Source organism: Pseudonocardia nantongensis, from assembly GCF_046546495.1.
Lineage (GTDB): Bacteria > Actinomycetota > Actinomycetes > Mycobacteriales > Pseudonocardiaceae > Pseudonocardia > Pseudonocardia nantongensis.
In genome coordinates, this window is the sequence record NZ_JBKGXT010000026.1 from 17482 (window position 1) to 39144 (window position 21663).

The window sequence follows — 21663 nt, forward strand, 5'->3', positions numbered from 1 at the left end:
GTGCGCCGGTCCGCCGCGGTGGTGGCCCGGTGCCGGTCCGCCGCGGTGGCCTGGTGGCGGCCCGCCGCCGTGTTCCGGCGGGGGTTCGTGGTCGTCGACGATCCGGGCGCCGCCGACCGGGCCCTGCGCGACGCGCACGGTGCGGCACACCCCCATCCCGGCCAGCTCGGTGGCGACCTCGACCGCGGCGTCGGCGTCCGCGCAGAGGAACGCGCAGGTGGGGCCGGAGCCGGAGACCAACCCGGCGAGCGCCCCGGAGTTCACGCCGGCGCGCAGCGTGCGGCGCAGGTCCGGGGCCATCGAGACGGCCGCGACCTGCAGGTCGTTGCCCAGGTTCAGCCCGAGCTGGCGCGGGTCGCCGCCGGCGAGTGCCTCCAGCACCGGCTCGACCGGGCGGTCGTCGGGCTCGGCGTCGCCGCGCAGCCGGTCCAGCTCGCCGAACACCGCGGGGGTGGACAGCCCGCCCCGGGCCAGCGCGACCACCCAGTGCAGGCGGTGCCGGGCCAGCACCGGGATCACCTGCTCGCCGCGCCCGGTCCCCAGGGCGGTGCCGCCGTGCAGCGCGAACGTGACGTCCGAGCCGAGCTCCGCGGCCAGCTCGGACAGCTCGTCGCGGCCCAGCTCCATCCGCCACAGGGTGGACAGCGCGACCAGCGCACCGGCGGCGTCGGCGGAGCCGCCCGCCATCCCGCCGGCGACCGGGATGCCCTTGCGCAGGGTGACCCGCACGTCCGGGTCCCGGTCGGCCTTCGCGGCGAGCAGCTCGACCGCGCGCCAGGCCAGGTTGGTGGCGTCCAGCGGGACCTCGGCGACGCCGTCGCCGTGCACGTCCAGGGCGGGCGCGTCGGCGGGCTCGACCGAGACCTCGTCGAACAGGCTCACGGCGTGGAAGACGGTGACCAGGTCGTGATAGCCGTCCGGCCGCACCCCGCCGACGGCGAGGTGCAGATTGATCTTCGCGGGGACCCGGGCGGTGACCGGTCGCGGCACGGCGGACAGCACCGTTCAACCCTACGGGCCGTGGTCCGGGACTCGCCGCCGCCCGGCGGCCGCGGTGGCCGGGCTCACCGGCGTGCTACCGGCTCGCTCCCGGTGACGACCGCACGGCGGGCCAGCAGGTGCCGCGGCGTCGCGAAACAGGCGACCGCGGCCAGCCCCACGACCAGGAGCCCGGCCGGGAGCAGCACCGACTGGGCCATCGCGGCGGCGAACGGTTCGCGCAGCGGCTCGGGCAGCGGCCCGCCGGCCGCGGCGGTCTCCGGCGGTCCGGTGCCGGTACCGCCCCTACCGGGCAGCAGCGCCGCGAGCCGGGCCTCCATCAGCACCGCGATGCCCGCACTGCCCAGCACCGCGCCGACCTGCCGGGTCGTGTTGTAGACCCCGGAGCCGGAGCCGGCCTGGTCCATCGGCAGGTTCCGGGTGGCGCTGGTGGAGATCGGCGCCCACACGCACGAGTTCGAGATCCCGATCAGCGCGATCGGCAGCACCAGCTGCCAGACCGGGGTGTCCGCCCCCATCACCGCCGCCAGCCAGAACAGCCCGATCACGAACGTCGACATCCCGAACCCGCCGATCAACCGCGGGTGCACCCGGTCGGTGAGCCGGCCGGTCCACGGGGCGAGCCCTCCGGACAGGATGGCCAGCGGCGCGAGCAGCAGCGCGGCCTGGATCGGCGACCAGCCGCGGACGCTCTGCGCGTAGATCATCAGCGGGAAGCCCTGCGCCGTGACGGCGAACCCGACGGTGCAGATCGCCACGTTGGCCAGCGAGAAGTTCCGGTCCCGGAACAACCGCAGCGTGACCAGTGGCTCGATGCCACCGTCCCGGGTACGCAGCACCGACTGCCACCACACGAACACCGCCAGCACCACGACCCCGGCGACGATCAGCGCCCACACCGGGATCGGCCCGACGATCGGGCCCCAGTCGTACTTCTGCCCCTGCTGGATGCCGAAGACCAGCAGGAACATCCCGACCGCGGACAGCACCACCCCGACCAGGTCGAACCGGCGGCGTGTGGTCGCCAGCGACGGCACCAGCCGCCAGGCCGCGACGAACGCGACGAGCCCGAACGGCACGTTCACGAAGAAGATCCACTCCCAGCCGAGGCCGACCAGCGCCCCGCCCAGGATCGGCCCGGCCAGCGTCGCCACCCCGGCGACCGCACCCCACAGGCTCATCGCCCGGCCGCGCTGGTCGGCCGGGAACGTCCGCGTGATCACGGCCATCGTCTGCGGGGTCATCATCGCCGCGCCGAGGCCCTGCACTACCCGGGCCGCGACCAGCGCACCGACCGTGCCGGTGAGCCCGCACCACAGCGAGGCGAGGGTGAACACCGCCAGCCCGGCGAGGTAGACCCGCTTGGGCCCGAACCGGTCCCCGAGCCGGCCGGTGATCAGCAGCGGCACGGCGTAGGCCAGCAGGTAGGCGCTGGTCACCCAGACCACGGAGTTGACGTCGGCGTCCAGTGCGACGAGCAGCGCGGGCGTCGCGACGGTCACGATCGTCGCATCGACGAGAATCATGAAGAAGCCGATGACCATCGCCCACAACGCCGGCCACGGACTCGTCCCGTCCGGTCCGAGGACCCGTTCCCGAGCTCGTGTCACCCCGACATCATGCGCCCCACCGCCCGCCCGCCCGCACCATGGCTCCACAACGCCACCCAGGCCGCCCGGACTCGGGTCAGGGCTGCACGACGCGGGACTGGGCTACCCGGGCGAAGTCGGCGACGGAGAGGCGTTCGGCTCTGGTGGTGGGGTCGATGCCGGCGGCGCGCAGGGCGGTCTCGGCGGCGGCGGGCGAGCCGGCCCAGCCGGCCAGGGCGCCGCGCAGAGCCTTGCGGCGCTGGGCGAACGCGGCCTCGATCACGGCGAACGTCGCCGCCCGGTCGGTGCCGGTCGGCGGGTCGTGCCGGGCGAAGTGCAGCAGCCCGGAGTCGACGCCGGGGACCGGCCAGAACACCGCGCGCGGGACGGGACCTGCCCGGCGGGCGTCGGCGTACCAGGCCAGCTTGGCGCTCGGCGCGCCGTACTCCCGGGACCCGGGCCGGGCGGCCAGCCGGTCGGCGACCTCGGCCTGCACCATCACCAGGCCGCGCTCGATGCCGGGCAGCTCGGCGAGCAGGTGCAACAGCACCGGGACGGCGACGTTGTAGGGCAGGTTCGCCACGATCGCCGTGGGAACGCCCGCACCCGGTCCCGCATCGGCGGCCAGCTCGGCCGCGCCGACCCGCAACGCGTCCGCGCCGGTGACGGTGAGCCGCTCGGCCAGGCCGGGGGCCCGGTCGGCCACCGTCTCGGCGAGCAGGCCGGCCAGCGCGGGATCGATCTCCACCGCGTGCACCCGGGCGGCGCCCGGCAGCAGGCCCAGGGTGAGCGAGCCGAGCCCCGGGCCGACCTCCAGCACGACGTCGTCGGGACCGATCCCGGACGCCTTGACGATGCGCCGGACCGTGTTCGCGTCGTGCACGAAGTTCTGGCCGAGCTTCTTGGTCGGCCGCAGCCCCAGCCGATCGGCCAGTACCCGGACGTCGGCCGGGCCGAGCAGCCGGGCGGTCGCGTTCCCGCCCGCCGCCGACGGTTCGCTCGCAGACTCGCCCCGCACCGACGGTTCGCTCGCAGACTCGCTCTGCACCGACGGTTCGCTCGCAGACTCGCTCACGCCGCCATTGTTCTCGCCCACCGCCGGACCGGCGGCGGCGGGATCAGCTGAGGCCGACCTTGCTGGAGCAGGACGGCCAGGCGCCGTAGCCGCCGCGCTCCTCCTTCATCTTGTTGGCGACCGAGATCTGCTCCTCGCGGCTGGCCTGGTCCGGGCGCGAGGCGAACTCGTCGCCGCCGTAGGCGTTCCAGGTCTGCTTGTCGAACTGCAGGCCGCCGTAGTAGCCGTTGCCGGAGTTGGTCGACCAGTCGCCGCCGGACTCGCACTCGGCGAGCTTGTCCCAGGTGGCGCCGCCGGAGACCGCGGGCGCCTCGGCCTTCGACTTCTCGACGGCCTTCTCGGCGGCCTTCTCGGTCTCCTCGACCTTCTTCCTGGTTCCGACCTTCACGACCTTCGGGGTGGCCGGGGTGTCCTGGCCGGCGGCGATCCGCTCGCGGCCGACCTCCTTGCCCTTGTCGTAGGTGACCCGCCAGATCACGCTGCGCTCGCCCTCGCGGCCCGGGTCGACGACGGTGCGGGTGCCCTCGTCCATCGTCGGGTCCGCCACCTCCTTCTCCGGCGACGGCAGCTTCTGCGCCTCCACGACCTGCGCGTTGACGATGTCCGAGCCCGAGGTCGCCGACGGCGCCGACGGCGCCACCGGGGCGTAGGAGGCGGGCGCGCGGTCCAGCGTCATCGAGGCGCTGCCGAGGTCGGCTGAGCTCGCCGCGAGATCGGCCCGCAGGTCCTGCGGCTCGTTCTCCAGCTGCGGGGCCAGCACCGCGGCGGCGAGGCCGCCGGTCGGCAGCGAGAACAGGGCGGCCGCGGCGGCGGTGCGCATCCCGGCACGGGTGCCGGAGGTGCGGTGCCGGCCGCGGTCGGACTCGTCGAGCCCGGCCGGGAGGTCGGGGGACCCGGTGGCCGGAAGGGCGCGCCCGGGGGCGTCCCGGGACACACGGACAGTGCGGTCGATCATGACTTCCCGGAGGACTCGACGGCCCGGGCAGGGAGCGTGGCCCGCGGTGACGACGACCGGCGCGGTACCGGGGAGCGGAAACCGTTGCTGGGGAGCGGACCGGTCGTCGTCACCGCCTGGCCGGGGAGCGTTCCCATCCCGGCGGTACGGGCCGAGACGTTAGCGGACCGTGACCCCGCCGTCGGGACCCGGGACGACCCACGGCGACGAACGGCCGATGGTCGACGCCGAGTGACGACGACCCCGCCGCCCGGCTCGACGGGCGGCGTTATCCGGTTGTGTCCGTCCGGAAGATCCGTTCGGCGTTGCGCCGGGCACTTTCGGCGACCGAGGCCTCCGGTTCCCCGCGCGTCGCGGCGATCCCGCGGACGGTCCACGGCAGCACGTAGGGCTCGCCCGCCCGGCCGCGCTGCGGGTGCGGGGTGAGGAACGGCGCGTCGGTCTCCACCAGGTACTGCGACGCCGGGACCAGCGCCGCCGCGGCCCGAAGCTCGTCGTTGCGCTTGAAGGTGACGGGCCCGGCGAACGACAGCAGGTAACCGGACTCGACGCACTCGCGCGCCATCGCGGCATCGCCTGAGAAGCAGTGGAAGATCACCGTCTCCGGTGCACCCTCCTCGTGCAGGATTCGCAGCACGTCCTCGTGCGCGTCCCGGTCGTGGATCATCAGCGGCTTGCCGGTGCGCTTGGCGAGCCCGATGTGCCAGCGGAACGCGTCCTGCTGGGCGGCCGGCGGCGAGTACTCCCAGTAGTAGTCCAGACCGGTCTCCCCGACCGCGACCACCCGCTCGTCGCCGGCCAGCCGCTCGACCTCGGCGAGGTCGGCCTGCGACACCGACGCCGTGCGGGTCGGGTGCAGCGCGACCGCTGCCCACACCCGCGGGTCGGCGTGCGCGGCACCGACCGCCCACCGCGCGGCGTCCAGGTCGTCGGCGATGGTGACCGCGCCGGCCACCCCGACCGCGGCCGCCCGGTCCATCGCCGCGACGACGTCGGCGCCGGTCTCGCACCCGCAGGCGTCAAGGTGCGTGTGGCTGTCGATCGTCGCCGCGGCGAGCGGCTCGGGCGGTTCCGGGCGGGGACGCCGGCCGTGCGCGCCGCCCTCCTCGGACGGCCCGCTCACTGCGGGATCGGGGCCCAGTCCGGACCCGTCTCCCCCAGCTCCGGGGCGAGCTTGGCGAAGATCGGCGACGGCTTGGCCAGCGGGCGGCCGACCTCGACCGGGGTGGAGCCCCAGCGCGCCTGCTCGCCCGCGTAGTCCCCGGTCAGCACCGGGTAGGCGGGCCCTTCACCCAGGTCGTCGACGGTCTCCCGCTCCGGCTGGGCCGCCCACACCCCGCTCCCGCCGAGCGCGTCGTGCACCTTCTGCGCGGCGTGCGGCAGGAACGGCGTGAGCAGCGTGTTCGCGTCCTGCACGACCTGCAGCGCGGTGTGCAGGATCGTGTCCCGGCGCTCCGGGTCGTCCTTGCGCTTCCACGGCTCCTGGTCGGACAGGTAGCGGTTGGCCGCGGTGACCACCCGCATCGCCTCGCCCGCGGCCTGCTTGAACCGGTTGCGGGCGAGCAGCCCGCCCACGGTGTCGAAGCCGGCCTTCGAGTAGGCCAGCAGCTCGGCGTCGGCCTGCTGCGGGGCCCTCGGCTCCGGGATCGCGCCCACGTTCTTGTGCGCCATCGAGATCGACCGGTTGACCAGATTGCCCCACTCGTTGGCCAGCTCGAAGTTGATCCGGCGGACGAACTCGTCCCAGGTGAAGTCGACGTCCTGGTTCTCCGGCCCGGCGACGGCGATGTGGTAGCGCAGCGCGTCCGGCCCGAACTCCCGCAGGAAGTCACCGACGTAGATCACGGTGCCGCGGCTGGTGGAGAACTTGGACCCGAGCATCGTCAGGTACTCCGACGACACGACCTCGCTGGGCAGGTTCAGCTTCCCGTAGACGCCCGGCTCGCCGCCGCGGTCGCCCTGCCCGTTCTGCCCGAGCAGGATCGACGGCCACATCACCGAGTGGAAGGTGATGTTGTCCTTGCCCATGAAGTAGTACGCCTGGGCGTCCGGGTCGGTCCACCACTGCTTCCAGGCGTCCGGGTCCGGTCCGCGGCGGGCCCACTCGACCGACGCCGAGAGGTAGCCGATCACCGCGTCGAACCAGACGTAGATCTTCTTCATCGGGTTGTCCGACCAGCCGTCCAGCGGCACCGGAACGCCCCACTCCAGGTCCCGGGTGATCGCCCGCGGCTTGAGGTTCTCGGCCAGGTTCGCCGAGAACTTGAGCACGTTCGGCCGCCAGTCGGTGCGGGTCGACAGCCACGACCCGAGCGCGTCGGAGAACGCGGGCAGGTCCAGGAAGAAGTGCTCGGTCTCGACGAACTTCGGGGTCTCGCCGTTGATCCGCGACCGCGGGTTCTTGAGATCGGCCGGGTCCAGCTGGTTGCCGCAGTTGTCGCACTGGTCGCCGCGGGCGCCGTCGTAGCCGCAGATCGGGCAGGTGCCCTCGACGTAGCGGTCCGGCAGGGTGCGCCCGGTCGACGGGCTGATCGCGCCCATCTGGGTGCGCGGCACGATGTAGCCGTTCTTGTACAGCGCCGTGAACATGTGCTGCACGACCTCGTAGTGGTTCGAGGTCGTGGTCCGCGTGAACAGGTCGTAGCTCAGCCCGAGGCCCTGCAGATCCTGGGTGATCACGTCGTTGTACTTGTCCGCGAGCCGGCGCGGGGTCAGCCCCTCGGCGTCGGCCTGCACCTGGATCGGGGTGCCGTGCTCGTCGGTGCCGGAGACCATCAGCACCCGGTCCCCCGTCATCCGCCGGTACCGGGCGAAGACGTCGGAGGGCACACCGAAACCGGAGACGTGGCCGATGTGCCGGGGGCCGTTGGCGTAGGGCCACGCCACGGCGGTCAGCACCGCATTGCTCATGCTGCCCAGCGTATTCACCGGTGCGACCGGGTTGCGCGGCGGCCGGGCGCGGGTGTCGCCGGTGCGGCCGCGCTCGCGGCGCCGCAACCCGGCGCGGTGCCATGATGCGTCCATGGACCGTGTGGAACGGGACCGCGAGGCGCTCCTCGACACGGCCCTGCAGCAGTGGGCGGACGGCGGCTGGCCGGCCGTGGACCCGGTCGCCGCCGCCGAGCGGGCCGGGGTGGCCGGGCCGCGCACCGGCGAGATGGGCACCGGCGGGACGGGCACCGGCGAGTTCGGCACCGGAACCGACCTGGCCTGTGCGGTGTTCGACCACGTCGTCGACGAGCGCGCGGCCGCGACGCTGAGCGCGGTGCGCGAGGCCGCGCCGACCGTGCCGGCCCGGGTGCGCGCCGCGCTCACCGCCATCGTCGACGACGTCGCGCGCGACCCCCGGCGGGTGATCACGCTGGTGGACGCGGTCGGCAACCCGGAACTCGTCGCGCGGCGACGCAGCGCGAACCGCGGCTTTGCCGAGCTGGTCGTCAGCCAGAACGCCGACACCCGGATCGAGCCGGACGACCTGCGCGTCGCCGGGCACTTCTGCATCGGCGGGCTCACCGAGATGGTCCTGGCCTGGCTAGACCCGGCGAGCCCGGTGGACCGCGAGCAGGTCCTGGGGCACGGGGTGCGGCTCTACGAGGCCTGCCTGAGCACGCGCTAGGAGTTGCGGCCATGCTCCGGCGGGCCGGGCGTACCGTTGCACAGGTGAACGTCGACGTGACGCCGCTTCCCGGGATCGGGGTGCGCAAGGAGATCGAGCTGCGCAGCGGGCGCCGGATCGGGGTCATCACCCACCGGGACGGGCAGATGGAACTGATCCTCTCCCGGGCCGACGACCCGGACGCCTGCGTCGCCGAGCTGCCGCTGACCGGGGAGGAGGCCGGGGTGCTGGCCAACCTGCTCGGCGCGCCGCAACTGGTGAACCAGCTCAACGACGAGCACTCGGAGCTGCCCGGGATCACCACCCGCAGGCTGGCGATCAAGCACAACAGCGCCTACGACGGGCGGCCGCTGGGCGACACCGCCCTGCGCACCCGCACCCAGGTCTCGGTGGTCGCGGTGATGCGGGCCGGGCAGGTGCACCCCTCGCCGACCCCGGACTTCGTGCTGGTCGGAGGGGATCTGGTCTTCGCCGTCGGGACCGCCGAGAAGCTGGAACAGGCCGCCGACGTCCTGACCCGCGGCTGAGCGGCGCGTGGACCACGTCGCGCTGGAACTGCTCGAGCTGGGAGCTGTCTTCTTCGGCCTCGGGTTGCTCGGCCGGCTGGCGCAGCGGATCGGGCTGTCCCCGATCCCGCTGTACCTGATCGGTGGGCTCGCCTTCGGCAGCGGCGGGATCATCCCGCTCGGCGACATCGGCGACTTCACCTCGCTGGCCGGCGAGATCGGCGTCGTGCTGCTGCTCCTGCTGCTCGGACTGGAGTATTCGGCGGCAGAGCTGGTCACCGGGCTGAAACGCTCCTGGACGGCCGGGATCGTCGACATCGTGCTGAACGCGGCGCCCGGCGTCGCGGTCGCGCTGATCCTGGGCTGGGGCCCGGTCGGGGCGATGGTGCTCGGCGGGGTCACCTACATCTCGTCGTCCGGGATCGTGGCCAAGGTCCTCTCCGACCTGGGCCGGCTGGGTAACCGGGAGACCCCGGTGATCCTCTCGGTGCTGGTGTTCGAGGACCTGGTGATGGCGCTCTACCTGCCGATCCTCACCGCGCTACTGCTCGGCGTGACGCTGTGGGGCGGGCTGTCCGCAGTCGGGGTCTCGCTGCTGGTGATCGCGGTCGTGCTCGTCGTCGCGCTGCGTTACGGGCGTTACGTCTCGGCGATCGTCGACTCCGACGTGCGCGAGGTCTTCCTGCTCAAGGTGCTCGGCGCCGCGCTGCTGGTCGCCGGGTTCGCGCAGGCCATGCAGGTGTCCGCGGCCGTCGGGGCGTTCCTGCTGGGGATCGCGATCTCCGGCTCCACCGCGGAGAACGCCACCAAGATGCTGGAACCGCTGCGCGACCTGTTCGCGGCGGTCTTCTTCGTGGTGTTCGGACTGACCACCGACCCGCAGGCGATCCCGCCGGTACTCGGGTGGGCTCTGGTCCTGGCGGTGAGCACCGCTCTCACGAAGACCGCGACCGGCTGGTGGGCGGCGAAACAGGCCCGGATCGGCCGGATGGGCCGGGCCCGCGCCGGTGCCGCACTCGTCGCCCGCGGCGAGTTCTCGATCGTCATCGCCGGGCTCGCCACCGGCTACGCGGCGGTGCCGGAGGATCTGTCCGCGCTGGCCACGGCGTACGTGCTGATCATGGCGGTGCTCGGTCCGGTCGCCGCGCGCTACATCGAGCCCGTCATGCACGCGATCCCGACCCGCACGCGCACCCCGACCCCCGTATAGCTCCTCCACCTCGGAACCGCGCGGTCAGTCCCGGGCGGCGAGGGTGGCGTTGTAGAGGTCGCGCTTGGGCACGCCGGTGGCCTCGGCCACGGCGGCGACGGCGTCCTTGAGGCGCTCGCCGTCGTCGGTGCGCTCCCGGACGGCGTCGACCAGGCTCTCCACCGGCGGCGCGGTGCGCGGGGCGGCACCGGCCAGCACGACGGTCACCTCCCCGAGCACGTCACCCGAACGGGCCCAGTCCGCCAGCTCCGCCAGGGTGCCGCGGACCACCTGCTCGTGGGTCTTGGTCAGCTCCCGGCACACCGCGGCGCGCCGGTCCGGTCCCAGCACCGCGACGGCGTCGGCGAGCAGGTCCGCGGTCCGTCGCGGCGACTCGAAGAACACCACGGCACGGCGCTCGTCGCTCAGCTCCGCCAGCCGGCGCCGCCGCTCGCCGGGGCGGCGCGGCGGGAATCCCTCGAAGCAGAACCGCTCGCACGGCAGCCCGGAGAGCACCAGCGCGGTCGTCACCGCGGACGGGCCGGGCGCGCAGGTGACCGGCAGGCCCTCGGCGGCGGCCGCCGCGACCAGCCGGTATCCGGGATCGGAGACCGCGGGCATGCCGGCGTCGGACACCACGAGCACCGTGCCGCCGTCCCGGACGGCGTCGAGCAGTCCGGGGAGCCGGTCGACCTCCACGGCGTCGTAGTGGCTGACGACCTTGCCGACGTAGGTGACCTCCAGCGCGGCCGCGAGGGTCCGGAAACGGCGGGTGTCCTCGGCCGCGATCACGTCCGCGGTGCCGATCAGCTCGCGCAGCCGCGGCGAGGCGTCCCGCGGATCACCGAGCGGGGTCGCCGCGAGGACCAGGGCACCGGAGGCGGACGCGGGAGACACGGGGCCCAGCCTACGATCGTGCCGATGGCCCAGGGCACCGCGATCTCCGGCAGCCGGGTGGCCGGCGCCGCCCCGGAGCCGGGGCTGACGCCGCGGGGGACTCCCCCGCCACTGCGCCGAGCCGACCCGGGACCGGCCGCACGGCTCGGTACCCCGCCGCCGTCCGACCGGCTCCGCGGCTGGCTGGTGACGGCCGGCGTCGTGCTCGTCGCGGCGGTGCTGCGGCTGGTGAACCTGGGCGAGCCCACCGACCGCGGGACCCCGGTCTTCGACGAGAAGCACTACGTACCCCAGGCCTGGGAGATGGTCCGCAACGGCGGCATCGAGAACAACCCGGGCTACGAGAAGATCGTCCACCCACCGCTGGGCAAGCAGCTGATCGCGCTCGGCGAGGCCGCCTTCGGCTACGACGGCGTCGGGTGGCGGGTCGCGGCCGCGCTGGCCGGGGTGCTCACCGTGCTGCTGGTGGTGCGGGCCGGACGCCGGCTGACCCGGTCCACCGCGCTCGGCGGGCTGGCCGGGGCGCTGCTGATCGTCGACGGGCTGTCCCACGTGCAGTCCCGGATGGGCATGCTCGACGTGTTCGGCGCGCTGTTCGTGGTGGCGGCGTTCGCCGCGCTGCTCTGCGATCGGGACGACGTGCGTGCCCGGATGGCCCGGGTGGTCGCCGAGGGCCGGGTCGGCGACACCGAGTTCGGCCCCCGCTGGGGGGTGCGCTGGTGGCGGCTGGCCGCCGGCCTCTCGGTCGGGCTGGCCTGTGCCGTGAAGTGGAACGGCGCCTACTACGTCGCCGCCTTCGGGCTGCTCTGCGTGCTCTGGGACGTGACGGTGCGCCGCCGGGCCGGGGTGTCCCGCCCCTGGGTCGGGACCGCCGTGCGGGACCTCGCACCGGCGTTGTGGGCGCTCGCGCTCGTGCCGGTGCTGACCTACGTCGCGTCCTGGTGGGCGTGGTTCGGCAGCGAGACCGGCATCGACCGCCACCAGGTCGGCCGGGAGCTCGGCACCGGTGGGCTGTTCTCCTGGGTGCCGGACGCACTGCGCTCGCTCTGGTACTACCACGCCCGTGCGCTGGAGTTCCACAGCGGACTGACCACCGCCAGCGCGGGCCGGCATCCCTGGGAGTCGAAGCCGTGGACCTGGCCGATGGGGCTGCGGCCGATGCTCTACCGCTACTCCGACGACGCGAGCGGCTGCGGCGAGGCGGACTGCGTGTCGGCGGTGATGCTGATCGGCACCCCGGCGCTGTGGTGGCCGGCGATCCCGGTGCTGGCCTGGGGGCTGTGGCGGGCGGTGACCCGGGCCGACTGGCGCTGGGTGGCGGTGCTGGTCGGCTACGGCGCCGGGTTCCTGCCGTGGTTCCTGAACCTGGACCGGCAGATGTACTACTTCTACATGATGCCGGTGGCACCGTTCCTGGTGCTGGCGACCGTGCTGGTGATGGGCCAGCTGCTCGGTCGTACCGGCCATACCGAGCGACGGCGGCGGATCGGGCTGCTCCTGGCGTCCGCCTGGGTCGCGCTGATCCTGGTCAACTTCGTGTGGCTGTGGCCGATCCTGGTCGGCGACCCGATCACCCAGGCGCGCTGGCAGGCCGAGCTGTGGCTGCCGTCCTGGCGTTGAGCGGCGGTCCGCGCCGGGTCCCGGAGGCCGGGAACCGGACGGCCCCGTCCGGCGACCACTGTCGTGTGAGCACCGCCCTCCCCGCGATCCGCCGGGTCATCGTCGTCGTCCTGGCCGGTGGGCTGGCCCTGCTGCTCGGCTCCGCCCCGGCCTGGGCGCACACCGAGCTGGAGTCCAGCACTCCCGCCGACGGCGCGTCGCTCGCGCAGCCCCCGTCGGAGGTGGCACTGACCTTCTCCGAGGCGGTCCCGGCCGCCGGCGCCACCGTCTCCGTGTCCGGGCCCGACCGGACCGACTACGCCGCGGGGCCCGCGACCGGGGACGCCGGCACGCTGACCGTCCCGCTGCGCCCGCTCGGTCCGGCCGGTGCCTACACCCTCGAGTAGCGGGTCGTGTCCGACGACGGCCACCCGGTCGCCGGCACCGTGACCTTCACGCTGACCGCGGCGGGCCCGGGCGCGGCGCAGGCCGCACCCGCGGCCGCGCCGGCCGACGCCGGGACCGCGAACGGGGCAGGAGCCGGGGACGGCGGCGGTGCCCCGGTGTGGCCGTGGCTGGTGGGCGCGGTCGTCGTGATCGGGTCGGGCGCGGCGCTCGCCCTGCGCCGCGCCCGGTCCTGATCCGCGCGTGAGCAGTCCCGCCGCCCCGTCCCCGACCCGCCGTGGACAGCCGTCGAGCGGTCCGGTCGGTGGGGGCGCGGTCCTGCTCGGTGTGGCGGTCCTCGCCGCCGGGGCGACCGGTGGGCTCGGCCCGGGCACCGTCCCGCTCGATCTCGCGGCGACGCTCACCCGGGCCGGTGCCGACCTGGCCGCGCTGACCGCGGCCGGCGCGGCGCTGGCCGCGCTGCTCGCCCCCGGCCGGGTGCCGGGGGCCGACCGGGTACTGATCGGGGCCGCGGCGGCCTGGCCGGCCCTGCTCCTGCTGGACGCCGTCGTCCGCGGCGCGCTGCTGGCCGGGCGGGAACCGGCCGCGGTGCGGGTGCCCGACGTCGTCCGTTACCTCACCGGGCCGCTCGCCGGCACCGGCCTGCTGATCGCCGGCGCCGCCGCGGTGTTGCTGGCCGGCTGCGCGCTGGCCCGGCCGGCCGCGCCGGGACAGGGCACCGGGCCACCGGCCCTGGGGCTGGGGCTGGCGGTCACCGGCCTCGCGGCGCCGGCCGTGACCGGGCACGCCGCCGCCTCGGCGCACGCCGTCGTCGCGGTGCCGGGTGTGCTGCTGCACGTGGTCGCGGCCGCGCTGTGGGTCGGCGGGCTGGGCGCGGTCCTGGTGCTGGCCCGTGACGGCGCGGTGCTCGCCGGGGCGCTGCCCCGCTTCTCCCGGCTGGCCGGCTGGGCGGTCGGGGCGCTGGCCGCGTCCGGGGTGCTCGCGGCGACGGCCCGACTCGGCTCGCCCGCCGAGCTGGTCACCACCGGCTACGGTGCCCTGCTGCTGGCCAAGATCGGCCTGCTGGGGGTGGCCGCGGCCCTGGGCGGTCTGACCCGGCGACGGCTGCGGGCCGGCCGGGCAGCGGTGCAGGCCTGGGCCGCGGTGGAGATCCTGGTGCTGGCCGCCGCCGTCGGGGTGGCGGCCACGCTGACCCGGACCGCCTGACCGGTCAGGCGGTCCGGTCGGTCAGGCGGTCCGATCGGTCAGGCGGTCCGATCGGCCGCGGAGGCGAAGCCCAGCCAGGTGTGCCGGTTGTTCCACCAGCACCAGCCGACCTTGGCGGCGTCCCGGCGGGCGCGACCGTCCCGCCCGGTGCCGTTCGAGATCCACACCGCCGGAGTGCGGCTGTCGAACCGGCCGGACGGTCTGCGCAGCCGGGACCCGGTCGTCATGAAGCAGTGGTTGCGTTCCAGCACGTCCGGGGCCTGCAGGAGCCACTGGACCCCCTCGGTGAGCAGCATCGGGGTGCGGCCGCGGGCGGTCAGCTCCAGCTCGGCCTCGGCCGGCGAGGCGCTCGCCAGGTCGTCGCCGCGGTCCGGTTCGGTGAGCAGCCAGAGCGGCGCGTCCGGGACCTCGACGACCGGGGCGAAGTCGTCGACGTCGGTCATGTCCTCGACGACGAAGCCCGGCCGCTCCCCCCGGCGCAGCAACGGCGCCAGCCGGGACGGTCGTGCCGCGCCGACGACGAGCAGGCCCGGCCGGTCGGCCAGCGCGGCCGCGCCGGTCCGCACCACGTCCGGGGTGAGCGGGCCGGTCGCGCCGAGTGCGATCAGGCGTTCGGCCTGATCGGTGACGGGCGGCAGGACGACGGCGGGTGCGGTCACGCGGACCTCCGGTTCCAGGGACGGAGCCGGGTCAACGATGCTGCGGGCCGTCCTGTTCCCCGACCGTTCCCCCGCGTCCACGGCACCTGCGGTGCCGACCGGGCGCGGCGGGTGCGGAGACGGAAGAAGCCGGACCGATCGGCCCGGCTTCGTCGTGTGTGGTGGAGCTGAGGGGAATCGAACCCCTGACCTTCTCGATGCGAACGAGACGCGCTACCAACTGCGCTACAGCCCCGCGGTCACGCCCTCGCGGGCTGACCTGGAGAACACTAACAGACCCCTATTCACCCGCCGCAGGCCGGTGGGCGCCCGGCAGGTGGGAAGCGTCGACATCCTCCTCGGCGTCCACGTCGACCAGTGACGTCCCGGCCGGGACCGGGGGCGGCGGGGCCACCGCGAGCCGCGGCAGGGACGACTCGTGCTCGGTGCAGGAGGGCCCTTCGACGGTGCGGCGGCGGGCCGGCAGCACCCCCAGCGGCTCCCCGGTGCCGCGCACCCGGGTCGGCTCGCCGTCGTCGGCGGTCCAGTCGACCTCGACCTCGTCGGCGGCCCCGTCGGTGCCGGCGGGCTCCGCCCCGTGGGTCGCATCCGGGCCCTCGGTGTCGTCGGCGTCGTGCGGGCGGGCGGGCGTGTCGCGGACACCGGAGGCGTCGGGCGCCGGGACGGGGTCGACGGCGTGGTCGGGCCCGTCCCGGAGCCGGTCGTCGGTCGACCGGCCGCCACGGGCCAGCCGGGCGGCACGCCGGGCCCGGATGGACTCCTCGATCCGCACCTGGCGGCGCAGGTAGGTCAGGTAGCCGGCGAGCGCGACGGCCAGGCCCCCGGTGACCCACCAGAACACCGGCGCCACCAGCAACGCGACCCCGATACCGGCGAGGACCAACACGAGCAGGGCGAGCACCACCCGCTGCCGGAACGCGTACTTGGCGTGCGCGGCCGCGGCGGCGGCCTCCGGGTCGAACCCGCCGCGGCCGGGCCGGTAGCGGGTCGGCGGGGAGCTCTCGGCCTCCGGGGCGGTCCCGTAGCGGTTCTCCGGGTCGGCGCCGCTGTCGGCGCGCCCGTCCATCTCGTCGTCCGGGAGGTCGTACGCGTCGTCGTAGTCGTCCAGCTCGTCGTAGTCGTCCAGCTCGTCGTACTCGAGCTCGTCCTGCTCGAGTTCGTCGTGCTCGTGTTCGTCCTGTTCGAGCTCGTCCTGCTCGAGCTCGCCGTCGTAGCGGGCGTCCTCGTACCCGGCGTCGTCATACGCGGAGCCGGGGCCGGAGACCGAGCCGGAAGCGGAGGCGTCGTGGCCGTCCCCGGAGTGCCGCCGGGAGTCCGCACCCCGCGAGCCCGTACCCCGGGAGTCGAGATCGCCCTCGTCCGGGCGGGGGTCGCGCTCCCGCCCGTCGAGCCGATCCGCGTCCCGGCCGCTACGGCGGGGCACGGCGGGAACCGCTCCGAACGGAGCCCGGTCGTCCGCATCCCCGTCGAGATCGTCGAGATCGGCCTCGTCGTCGTCGAGGTCGTGCGGGTCGCCGGCCCGGCGGTGCACGCGGCCGTCGTCGTCGATCTCGGTGTCGAACTCGTCGTCGTACCCGTCATCGAAGGCCGACCGGTCGTCGTACCGATCGCCGTCGCGGCGAGGCCCGGGAAGGCCGTCCCGGCCCTCGACGAGCTCGCCCACCGTTGTCGGACCGGATCGCTCCATCACGCCCACCTCCGGGATTCGATGCCGCTTCGGACGCTCCAGTACGCGTCCGCCCAGCAGTGCCGGGCTCAGCCGGGTCACCTCCTGCTGACGCCGGGCGACCGTCGGCACGAGGATCAGCAACCACAGCACGACCAGACCCACGAAGATCAGAGAGCTGGGCACGGGCTGCCTCCTCCCCGACCGGCGCAGTCCACCCGGTGGGACGGCCCCGACCCGGCCCACCGTGGATCACCGTAATCGGCGAGCGGCTCCACCCCCGGCTGCGACGCGCCGTGGTCACCCGGACAGACGGTGCGCCGCCAGGGACGAGCGGTGCCCGAGTGACTCCGGTGAGTCACATCCTGCCGCGTACCGTGACTCTTGGTGACAGATCAGGCGCGGCGCGCGCGACCGTCCCGGATCAGCTTCGCGGCGAAACCGCCCGGAGGGACCTCCTCGGCCGTCAGCGCGTAGCCGTAGTGGTCCCGCCAGGCCCCGTCGACGTCGAGGTAGCGCCGCAACAGGCCCTCCCGCCGGAATCCGAGCTTGACCAGCACGGCGATGCTCGCGGTGTTCTCCGGCCGGACGGTCGCCTCCACCCGATGCAGCCGCACCGGGCCGAAACAGTGGTCGAGCACCAGCGCGACCGCCGCGGTCGTCACGCCCCGGCCGGCGAGCCCGGAGTCGCACCAGTACCCGACGTAGGCCGAGAGCAGTGGCTCGCGGACCACGTTGCCGACCATCACGTGCCCGGCGAACCCACCGTCGACGGTGATCGCGAACGGCAGTGACAGGCCGCGCCGGCCGGCCGTCCGCAGCAGGTACCAGCGACCCGGCCATTCGGCCGTCGAGTTCCGGCGCGACCAGCCGCCGTGGCTGGTCGGCTCCCAGGGCCGCAGGTACTCCTCGTCGCGCTGCCGGATCCGGGCCCAGGCCGCGCCGTCGCGCAGCCGGACCGGGCGCAGCCGCACCTCGAGGTCCCGCACCCGCAACGGGCCGAGCCGGGCCGGCCATCCCGGGTGGCTCCCGGCCGGCTCCGGGACCGGTGGCGGCACGTCGATCAGCCGCGTCCCCGCGGCACGAGGCCGACCTGCTCGCCCACGGTCAGCTCGGTGACGTCATCCGGCACCACGGCCAGCGCGTTCGCCTCGGCCAGCACCGCCAGCAGGTGCCCGCCGGAGTTCCCCAGCGGCTGGGCGAGCAGCTCACCGCCGTCGTCGGAGCGCAGCAACCGGGCCGGGACGTACGACCGCCGCCCGGCCGGCGAGCTCACCGGCGAGGTCAGCCGTGCGGTCCAGGCCCGGCGGCGCGGCTCCTGCCCGAGCGCCAGGCGGATCAGCGGCCGGACGAACACCTCGAACAGCACCAGCGCGGTCGCCGGGTGCGAGGGGACGAGGAACACCGGCACCGCGTCCTGGCCGAGCCGCCCGTAGCCCTGCGCCGAGCCGGGGTGCATCGCGATCCGGGTGTCGTCGATCCCGCCGAGCTCGGACAGCCCGCTGCGCGCCTCGGCCGCGGCCGCGCCGCCGCCGACCCCGCACACCACGACGACCTCGCTGGCCGGCAACAGGTCCTCGACCGCACCGCGGATCTCGTCGGCGGTACCGCCGACGGTGCGGGCGCGGTTGGTCTCCGCGCCCGCCTCGCGGGCCGCGGCGGTGAGCGCGTGCGAGCAGACGTCGGCGACCTGCCCGGCCGACGCCGACCGGCTCACCTCCACCAACTCGTCGCCGACCGAGATCACCGAGACCCGTGGCCGCGGGTGCACCAGCAGCTTGTCCCGGCCGGCCGCGGCCAGCATCGCCACCTGCGCCGACCCGACGACCTCGCCCTCACGCACGGCCACGTCACCGGACTGGACGTCCTCGCCGACCCGGCGGACGAACCCCGCCGAGGGGACGCTGCGGCGCACCGTCAGCCGGGCGGTGCCGCCGTCGGTCCAGCCGACCGGCGCGACGGCGTCGGCCAGCGTCGGCAACGGCGCACCGGCCGCCACCCGCACCGCCTGCCCGGGCTGCAGCCGCAGCGGCTGCCGGGATCCGGCGGTGATCTCGCCGACCACCGGCACCGTGGCCGGGTCCGCCTCGGTGGCGCCCGCGACGTCGACGCTGCGGACGGCGTAGCCGTCGATCGCGGCCTGGTCGAACACCGGCAGCGGGCGCGCCGCGACGACCTCCTCGGCGCTGCGCAGCCCCTGCGCGTCGGCGATCGCGACGCGGACCGGTGCGGGCCGCACCGCCACGTCCAGGATCCGGGTGAGCTGCTCTTCGACCGTGCGCACGTGCTTCAGTCCTTCAGACGGTCGGTCAGCCAGCGGCGCAGACCCTCGCCGTACTCCGGGTCCCGCAACGCGAAGTCGACGAACGCCCGGGCGAACCCGCCGGGGTTGCCCAGATCGTGCCGGTCCCCGCGGTGCACGACCACGTGCACCGGGTGCCCCTCGGAGATCAGCAGCGCGACGGCGTCGGTCAGCTGCAGCTCGCCCCCGGCGCCGGGGGTGATCCGCTCCAGCGCGTCGAAGATCGCCCGGTCGAGCAGGTAGCGCCCGGCCGCCGCGAGCGTGGAGGGCGCGTCCTCGGGGGCCGGCTTCTCGACCATGCCGTGCACCTGCTTGACGTCCTCGTCCGCGGTGTCCGACACCTCGAAGACGCCGTATGCCGGGACCTGGTCGCGCGGGACGTCGAAGGCGCACAGCACGCTGCCACCCAGCTCGGCGTGGACCTGCGCCATCCGGCCCAGGACGCCGGCGTCCGTCCCGTCCGGGCCGAGGACCAGGTCGTCGGGCAGCAGCACGGCGACGGCCTGCTCGTCGTCGGCCAGCGCAGGACCGGCCTGGGCGACCGCGTGCCCGAGGCCCCTGGGGTCGTGCTGGTAGACCGAGTCGACCGCGAGCAGGCCGGGCGCCCGGCGCACCTTCGCCAGCAGAGCGTGCTTGCCCCGGTCCTCGAGGGTCTGCTCCAGCTCGTCGTCGTTGCGGAAGTACCCGGCGACCGACTCCTTGCCGGGCGAGGCGACCACCAGCAACCGCTGCGCCCCGGCCTCGGCCGCCTCGGCGGCCACCAGCTCGATGCCCGGCGTGTCGACGACCGGCAGGAGCTCCTTCGGCACGGCCTTGGTGGTCGGCAGGAACCGCGTGCCGAGCCCGGCGGCGGGCACCACGGCGGTGCGGAACGCCCCGGCCACGGGGGAGGTCTGCGCGCTCATGGTCGCGGAGCCTAGCCATCGCAGTAGCCTGCGGCCGTGACGGCTCGCGCGGAGACACCGGACGGATCGACCCCGGATCACCGACACGGGCGATCCCGGGAGGCGAAGCGGGCGCTGCGCCGGCGCCTGCTCGACGCCCGGGCCGGGCGTTCGGCCGACGAGCGCGCCGCGGCGACCGCGGCACTCACCCGGCACGTGCTGGAGCTCGCCGCGACGACCGGTGGCCCGGTCGCCTGCTACCTGCCGGTCGGCGCGGAGCCGGGCGCGCGGGGCTCGGGCCGTGCGACGGTGCCGGGCGCACTGCTCGAGGCCGGTCACGAGGTGCTCGCCCCGATCGTCCCGCCGGAGCCCGGCCCGCTGGACTGGACCCGCTACACCGGCCCGGACGGCCTGGTGGAGGGCAAGCTGGGGGTGCGCGAGCCGGGCGGCCCCCGGCTGGGTGTCGACGCGCTCGCCCGCGCGGCCCTGGTGCTGGTCCCTGCGCTGGCGGTGGACCGGCGCGGCTTCCGGCTGGGCCGCGGCGGCGGCTACTACGACCACACCCTGCCCGGCGTCGCGGCCGGCGCGCGGGTGGCCGTGCTGCTGCACGACGGCGAACTGCTCGACGAGCTTCCCGCCGAGCCGCACGACGCACCGGTGCCGCGGGTGGTGCTGCCCGGCGACGGCGTGGTGCACGTCTCGCCCGGAGAAGGATCCTGACCGGTCGGACGGGTCGGGCATCCGGGCTCGGCGGGGTATGCTGGCACTCACAGGTGTGGAGTGCCAGTCGTTCCCCGGAGGATCTCGTGCCGACCTACCAGTACGCATGCACAGCGTGCGATCACCGTTTCGACGCTGTGCAGGCGTTCTCGGACGACTCGCTCACGGTCTGCCCGAGCTGCGAGGGCAAGCTGCGCAAGGTCTTCTCCTCGGTCGGCATCGTGTTCAAGGGCAGCGGCTTCTACCGCACCGACTCCCGCTCCGGCTCGGTGAACGGCTCGTCCGAGTCGAAGTCCGACTCCTCGCACGAGTCGTCGTCCTCGTCTGGTTCGTCGGAGTCCTCGTCCGGTTCGTCGGAGTCGACGTCCGGCTCGGGCTCGGCCGCCAAGTCGGAGTCCTCGAGCTCGTCGTCGTCCTCGACGTCCTCGGCCGGGTCGTCCGCCGCGTCCTCGTCCTCGTCCTCGTCGGGCTCGTCGAAGGCCGCCTCCTCCTGAGCCGTCCGTCCACACCCCGCCGGAGTTGTCCACAGGCGCGTGATCGGCCGGTGCACCGGCCGGGCCCGGCCCTAACGTCGTCGGTAACGGCGGCGGAGGGCGGGCACGGTGGGCGGCACGGACGGTTCCGGTAGCACGAGTGGTTCCGGTAGCACGAGTGGTTCCGCCAGCACAGATGGTTCCGGCGGCATCAGGGGTGCGCCCGGCACGAGCGGCCGGACGGGTGCCGACCCCGTGGCGGGCCTGCGGCGGTTCCGGGTGTGGCGGGTGCTGCGCGGCCCGGCCTGGGCGCGCACCGCGCTGCTGCGCCGGCTCGCCGCGGCGGCGCTGGCGATCGCCGCGCTCGTCGTCACCCTGGCCCCCGACGGTGCCGACGACCGCGTCCCCGTGGTGGTCGCGGCCCACGATCTCGCCCCGGGCGGGCCGATCGGCGCGGCCGACCTGACCGTCGCGGCCTGGCCGCCCGTCCTGGTCCCCGGCGGCGCGCTGCGGGACGCCGCCGACGCGCGGGGCCGCGCACCGGCCGGACCCGTCCGGGCCGGCGAGGCCCTCACCGACCTGCGGCTGATCGGCCCCGAGCTCGCCGTCCGGGCGGGTGGGCCGGGCGCGTCCGCGGTACCGCTGCGGCCCGCCGACCCGGGCGTCGCCGCGCTCCTCTCCCCCGGCTCGGTGGTCGACGTGATCGCCGGCGGGCCGGACGGGCCGCAGGTGCTCGCCGCGCGGGCCGCGGTGCTGTCCGTACTCCCGGCCACCGGCGCCGGTCCCGGCGCGGCGGCCGGGTCCGGGAGCGGCCCGCTGGTGCTGGTGGCGCTACCCGAGTCCGACGCCACCTCCGTCGCCGCGGCGACCCTGGCCGGGGAGGTGACAGTGACGCTGCGCTGATGGTCGGTGGTCGGTGGTCG

At 75.1% G+C, this 21663-nt stretch carries 21 protein-coding genes, 1 tRNA gene and 2 pseudogenes; 10 read left to right on the forward strand and 14 right to left on the reverse strand.

Translation table 11 applies throughout. From position 1 onward, the window contains the following. Positions 1–69 precede the first annotated feature (69 nt). From ACLFMI_RS23310 to metG, 6 genes and pseudogenes are all read right to left on the reverse strand, one after another. Positions 70–1002 (reverse strand): annotated as a pseudogene (locus ACLFMI_RS23310) (4-(cytidine 5'-diphospho)-2-C-methyl-D-erythritol kinase); the annotation flags it as partial. A gap of 62 nt (positions 1003–1064) precedes the next feature. Continuing rightward, the gene (locus tag ACLFMI_RS23315) at positions 1065–2609 is read right to left on the reverse strand and encodes a DHA2 family efflux MFS transporter permease subunit (protein ID WP_410950085.1); all 1545 of its coding nucleotides are present in this window, start codon (positions 2607–2609) and stop codon (positions 1065–1067) included. 76 nt (positions 2610–2685) lie between these two features. Beyond that, positions 2686–3549, reverse strand: a complete 864-nt coding sequence (rsmA, locus tag ACLFMI_RS23320; protein ID WP_410950143.1) for a 16S rRNA (adenine(1518)-N(6)/adenine(1519)-N(6))-dimethyltransferase RsmA — start codon at positions 3547–3549, stop codon at positions 2686–2688. A gap of 157 nt (positions 3550–3706) precedes the next feature. After that, positions 3707–4618 (reverse strand): resuscitation-promoting factor, encoded by a 912-nt coding sequence (locus tag ACLFMI_RS23325; protein WP_410950086.1) that lies wholly within the window; start codon positions 4616–4618, stop codon positions 3707–3709. 268 nt (positions 4619–4886) lie between these two features. Next, positions 4887–5741 carry a TatD family hydrolase gene (locus ACLFMI_RS23330; RefSeq protein WP_410950087.1) on the reverse strand — a complete coding sequence of 285 codons (855 nt, stop codon included), beginning with the start codon at positions 5739–5741 and terminating at the stop codon, positions 4887–4889. After that, the gene (gene metG, locus ACLFMI_RS23335; protein WP_410950088.1) at positions 5738–7528 is read right to left on the reverse strand and encodes a methionine--tRNA ligase; all 1791 of its coding nucleotides are present in this window, start codon (positions 7526–7528) and stop codon (positions 5738–5740) included. Before metG ends, ACLFMI_RS23330 begins: the two co-directional genes overlap by 4 nt. Positions 7529–7640: 112 nt before the next feature. On the opposite strand from metG, the gene ACLFMI_RS23340 reads away from it, so the two are divergent. Genes ACLFMI_RS23340 through ACLFMI_RS23350 form a run of 3 tightly spaced genes read left to right on the forward strand, consistent with a single transcriptional unit; the run spans position 7641 to position 9950 of the window. Further along, entirely contained in the window at positions 7641–8234 is a 594-nt protein-coding gene (locus ACLFMI_RS23340; protein ID WP_410950089.1) for a hypothetical protein, read from the forward strand. 44 nt (positions 8235–8278) lie between these two features. Beyond that, on the forward strand, positions 8279–8761 hold the full coding sequence (locus ACLFMI_RS23345; protein WP_410950090.1) for a cation:proton antiporter regulatory subunit: 483 nt from the start codon (positions 8279–8281) through the stop codon (positions 8759–8761). A gap of 7 nt (positions 8762–8768) precedes the next feature. Next, positions 8769–9950: a cation:proton antiporter gene (locus ACLFMI_RS23350; protein WP_410950091.1), complete on the forward strand. Its 1182-nt coding sequence runs from the start codon at positions 8769–8771 to the stop codon at positions 9948–9950. 24 nt (positions 9951–9974) lie between these two features. Here ACLFMI_RS23350 and rsmI read toward each other — a convergent pair whose 3' ends face one another. Next, positions 9975–10826 (reverse strand): 16S rRNA (cytidine(1402)-2'-O)-methyltransferase, encoded by an 852-nt coding sequence (gene rsmI, locus ACLFMI_RS23355; RefSeq protein ID WP_410950092.1) that lies wholly within the window; start codon positions 10824–10826, stop codon positions 9975–9977. 24 nt (positions 10827–10850) lie between these two features. Between rsmI and ACLFMI_RS23360 the strand changes: the two genes are divergently transcribed. The 4 genes from ACLFMI_RS23360 (at position 10851) to ACLFMI_RS23375 (ending at position 14036) form a co-directional block, all read left to right on the forward strand. Continuing rightward, a complete protein-coding gene (locus ACLFMI_RS23360; protein WP_410950093.1) occupies positions 10851–12446 on the forward strand; it encodes a dolichyl-phosphate-mannose--protein mannosyltransferase in 1596 nt (531 codons plus the stop codon). Positions 12447–12511: 65 nt separating this feature from the next. Beyond that, the gene (locus ACLFMI_RS23365; RefSeq protein ID WP_410950094.1) at positions 12512–12832 is read left to right on the forward strand and encodes a copper resistance CopC family protein; all 321 of its coding nucleotides are present in this window, start codon (positions 12512–12514) and stop codon (positions 12830–12832) included. A 6-nt stretch (positions 12833–12838) separates the two neighbouring features. Continuing rightward, positions 12839–13066, forward strand: a complete 228-nt coding sequence (locus tag ACLFMI_RS23370) for a hypothetical protein (protein WP_410950095.1) — start codon at positions 12839–12841, stop codon at positions 13064–13066. 7 nt (positions 13067–13073) lie between these two features. Then, a complete protein-coding gene (locus tag ACLFMI_RS23375; RefSeq protein ID WP_410950096.1) occupies positions 13074–14036 on the forward strand; it encodes a CopD family protein in 963 nt (320 codons plus the stop codon). A 38-nt stretch (positions 14037–14074) separates the two neighbouring features. Here ACLFMI_RS23375 and ACLFMI_RS23380 read toward each other — a convergent pair whose 3' ends face one another. The 6 genes from ACLFMI_RS23380 to ACLFMI_RS23405 all read right to left on the reverse strand — a co-directional run bounded on the left by ACLFMI_RS23380 (position 14075) and on the right by ACLFMI_RS23405 (position 19568). Beyond that, positions 14075–14695 carry a DUF5701 family protein gene (locus ACLFMI_RS23380; protein WP_410950097.1) on the reverse strand — a complete coding sequence of 207 codons (621 nt, stop codon included), beginning with the start codon at positions 14693–14695 and terminating at the stop codon, positions 14075–14077. Positions 14696–14854: 159 nt separating this feature from the next. Then, positions 14855–14930 (reverse strand) — tRNA-Ala (locus ACLFMI_RS23385). 45 nt (positions 14931–14975) lie between these two features. Beyond that, on the reverse strand, positions 14976–16547 hold the full coding sequence (gene sepX, locus ACLFMI_RS23390) for a divisome protein SepX/GlpR (RefSeq protein WP_410950098.1): 1572 nt from the start codon (positions 16545–16547) through the stop codon (positions 14976–14978). Positions 16548–16756: 209 nt separating this feature from the next. Then, a complete protein-coding gene (locus ACLFMI_RS23395) occupies positions 16757–17419 on the reverse strand; it encodes a GNAT family N-acetyltransferase (RefSeq protein ID WP_410950099.1) in 663 nt (220 codons plus the stop codon). 5 nt (positions 17420–17424) lie between these two features. Beyond that, on the reverse strand, positions 17425–18645 hold the full coding sequence (gene glp, locus ACLFMI_RS23400) for a molybdotransferase-like divisome protein Glp (RefSeq protein ID WP_410950100.1): 1221 nt from the start codon (positions 18643–18645) through the stop codon (positions 17425–17427). Between the two features lie 5 nt (positions 18646–18650). Continuing rightward, positions 18651–19568: a UTP--glucose-1-phosphate uridylyltransferase gene (locus ACLFMI_RS23405; RefSeq protein ID WP_410950101.1), complete on the reverse strand. Its 918-nt coding sequence runs from the start codon at positions 19566–19568 to the stop codon at positions 18651–18653. A gap of 36 nt (positions 19569–19604) precedes the next feature. Here ACLFMI_RS23405 and ACLFMI_RS23410 point away from each other — a divergent pair, with 36 nt between their 5' ends. After that, complete coding sequence (locus ACLFMI_RS23410; protein WP_410950102.1) at positions 19605–20267, forward strand: 5-formyltetrahydrofolate cyclo-ligase; 663 nt, start codon at positions 19605–19607, stop codon at positions 20265–20267. Between the two features lie 86 nt (positions 20268–20353). Beyond that, positions 20354–20494: pseudogene (locus tag ACLFMI_RS23415) on the forward strand (FmdB family zinc ribbon protein); the annotation flags it as partial. 14 nt (positions 20495–20508) lie between these two features. Here ACLFMI_RS23415 and ACLFMI_RS23420 read toward each other — a convergent pair. Continuing rightward, entirely contained in the window at positions 20509–20817 is a 309-nt protein-coding gene (locus ACLFMI_RS23420; RefSeq protein ID WP_410950145.1) for a hypothetical protein, read from the reverse strand. A 178-nt stretch (positions 20818–20995) separates the two neighbouring features. Here ACLFMI_RS23420 and ACLFMI_RS23425 point away from each other — a divergent pair, with 178 nt between their 5' ends. After that, positions 20996–21643 carry an SAF domain-containing protein gene (locus ACLFMI_RS23425; protein WP_410950103.1) on the forward strand — a complete coding sequence of 216 codons (648 nt, stop codon included), beginning with the start codon at positions 20996–20998 and terminating at the stop codon, positions 21641–21643. The last annotated feature ends 20 nt before the right edge of the window (positions 21644–21663 follow it).

Excerpts from the sequence above, each read along its gene's own strand:
- ACLFMI_RS23325 (WP_410950086.1), bottom strand. The coding sequence starts at position 4,618 with ATGATCGACCGCACTGTCCGTGTGTCCCGGGACGCCCCCGGGCGCGCC.
- metG (WP_410950088.1), bottom strand. The coding sequence starts at position 7,528 with ATGAGCAATGCGGTGCTGACCGCCGTGGCGTGGCCCTACGCCAACGGC.
- ACLFMI_RS23340 (WP_410950089.1), top strand. The coding sequence starts at position 7,641 with ATGGACCGTGTGGAACGGGACCGCGAGGCGCTCCTCGACACGGCCCTG.
- ACLFMI_RS23360 (WP_410950093.1), top strand. The coding sequence starts at position 10,851 with ATGGCCCAGGGCACCGCGATCTCCGGCAGCCGGGTGGCCGGCGCCGCC.
- ACLFMI_RS23405 (WP_410950101.1), bottom strand. The coding sequence starts at position 19,568 with ATGAGCGCGCAGACCTCCCCCGTGGCCGGGGCGTTCCGCACCGCCGTG.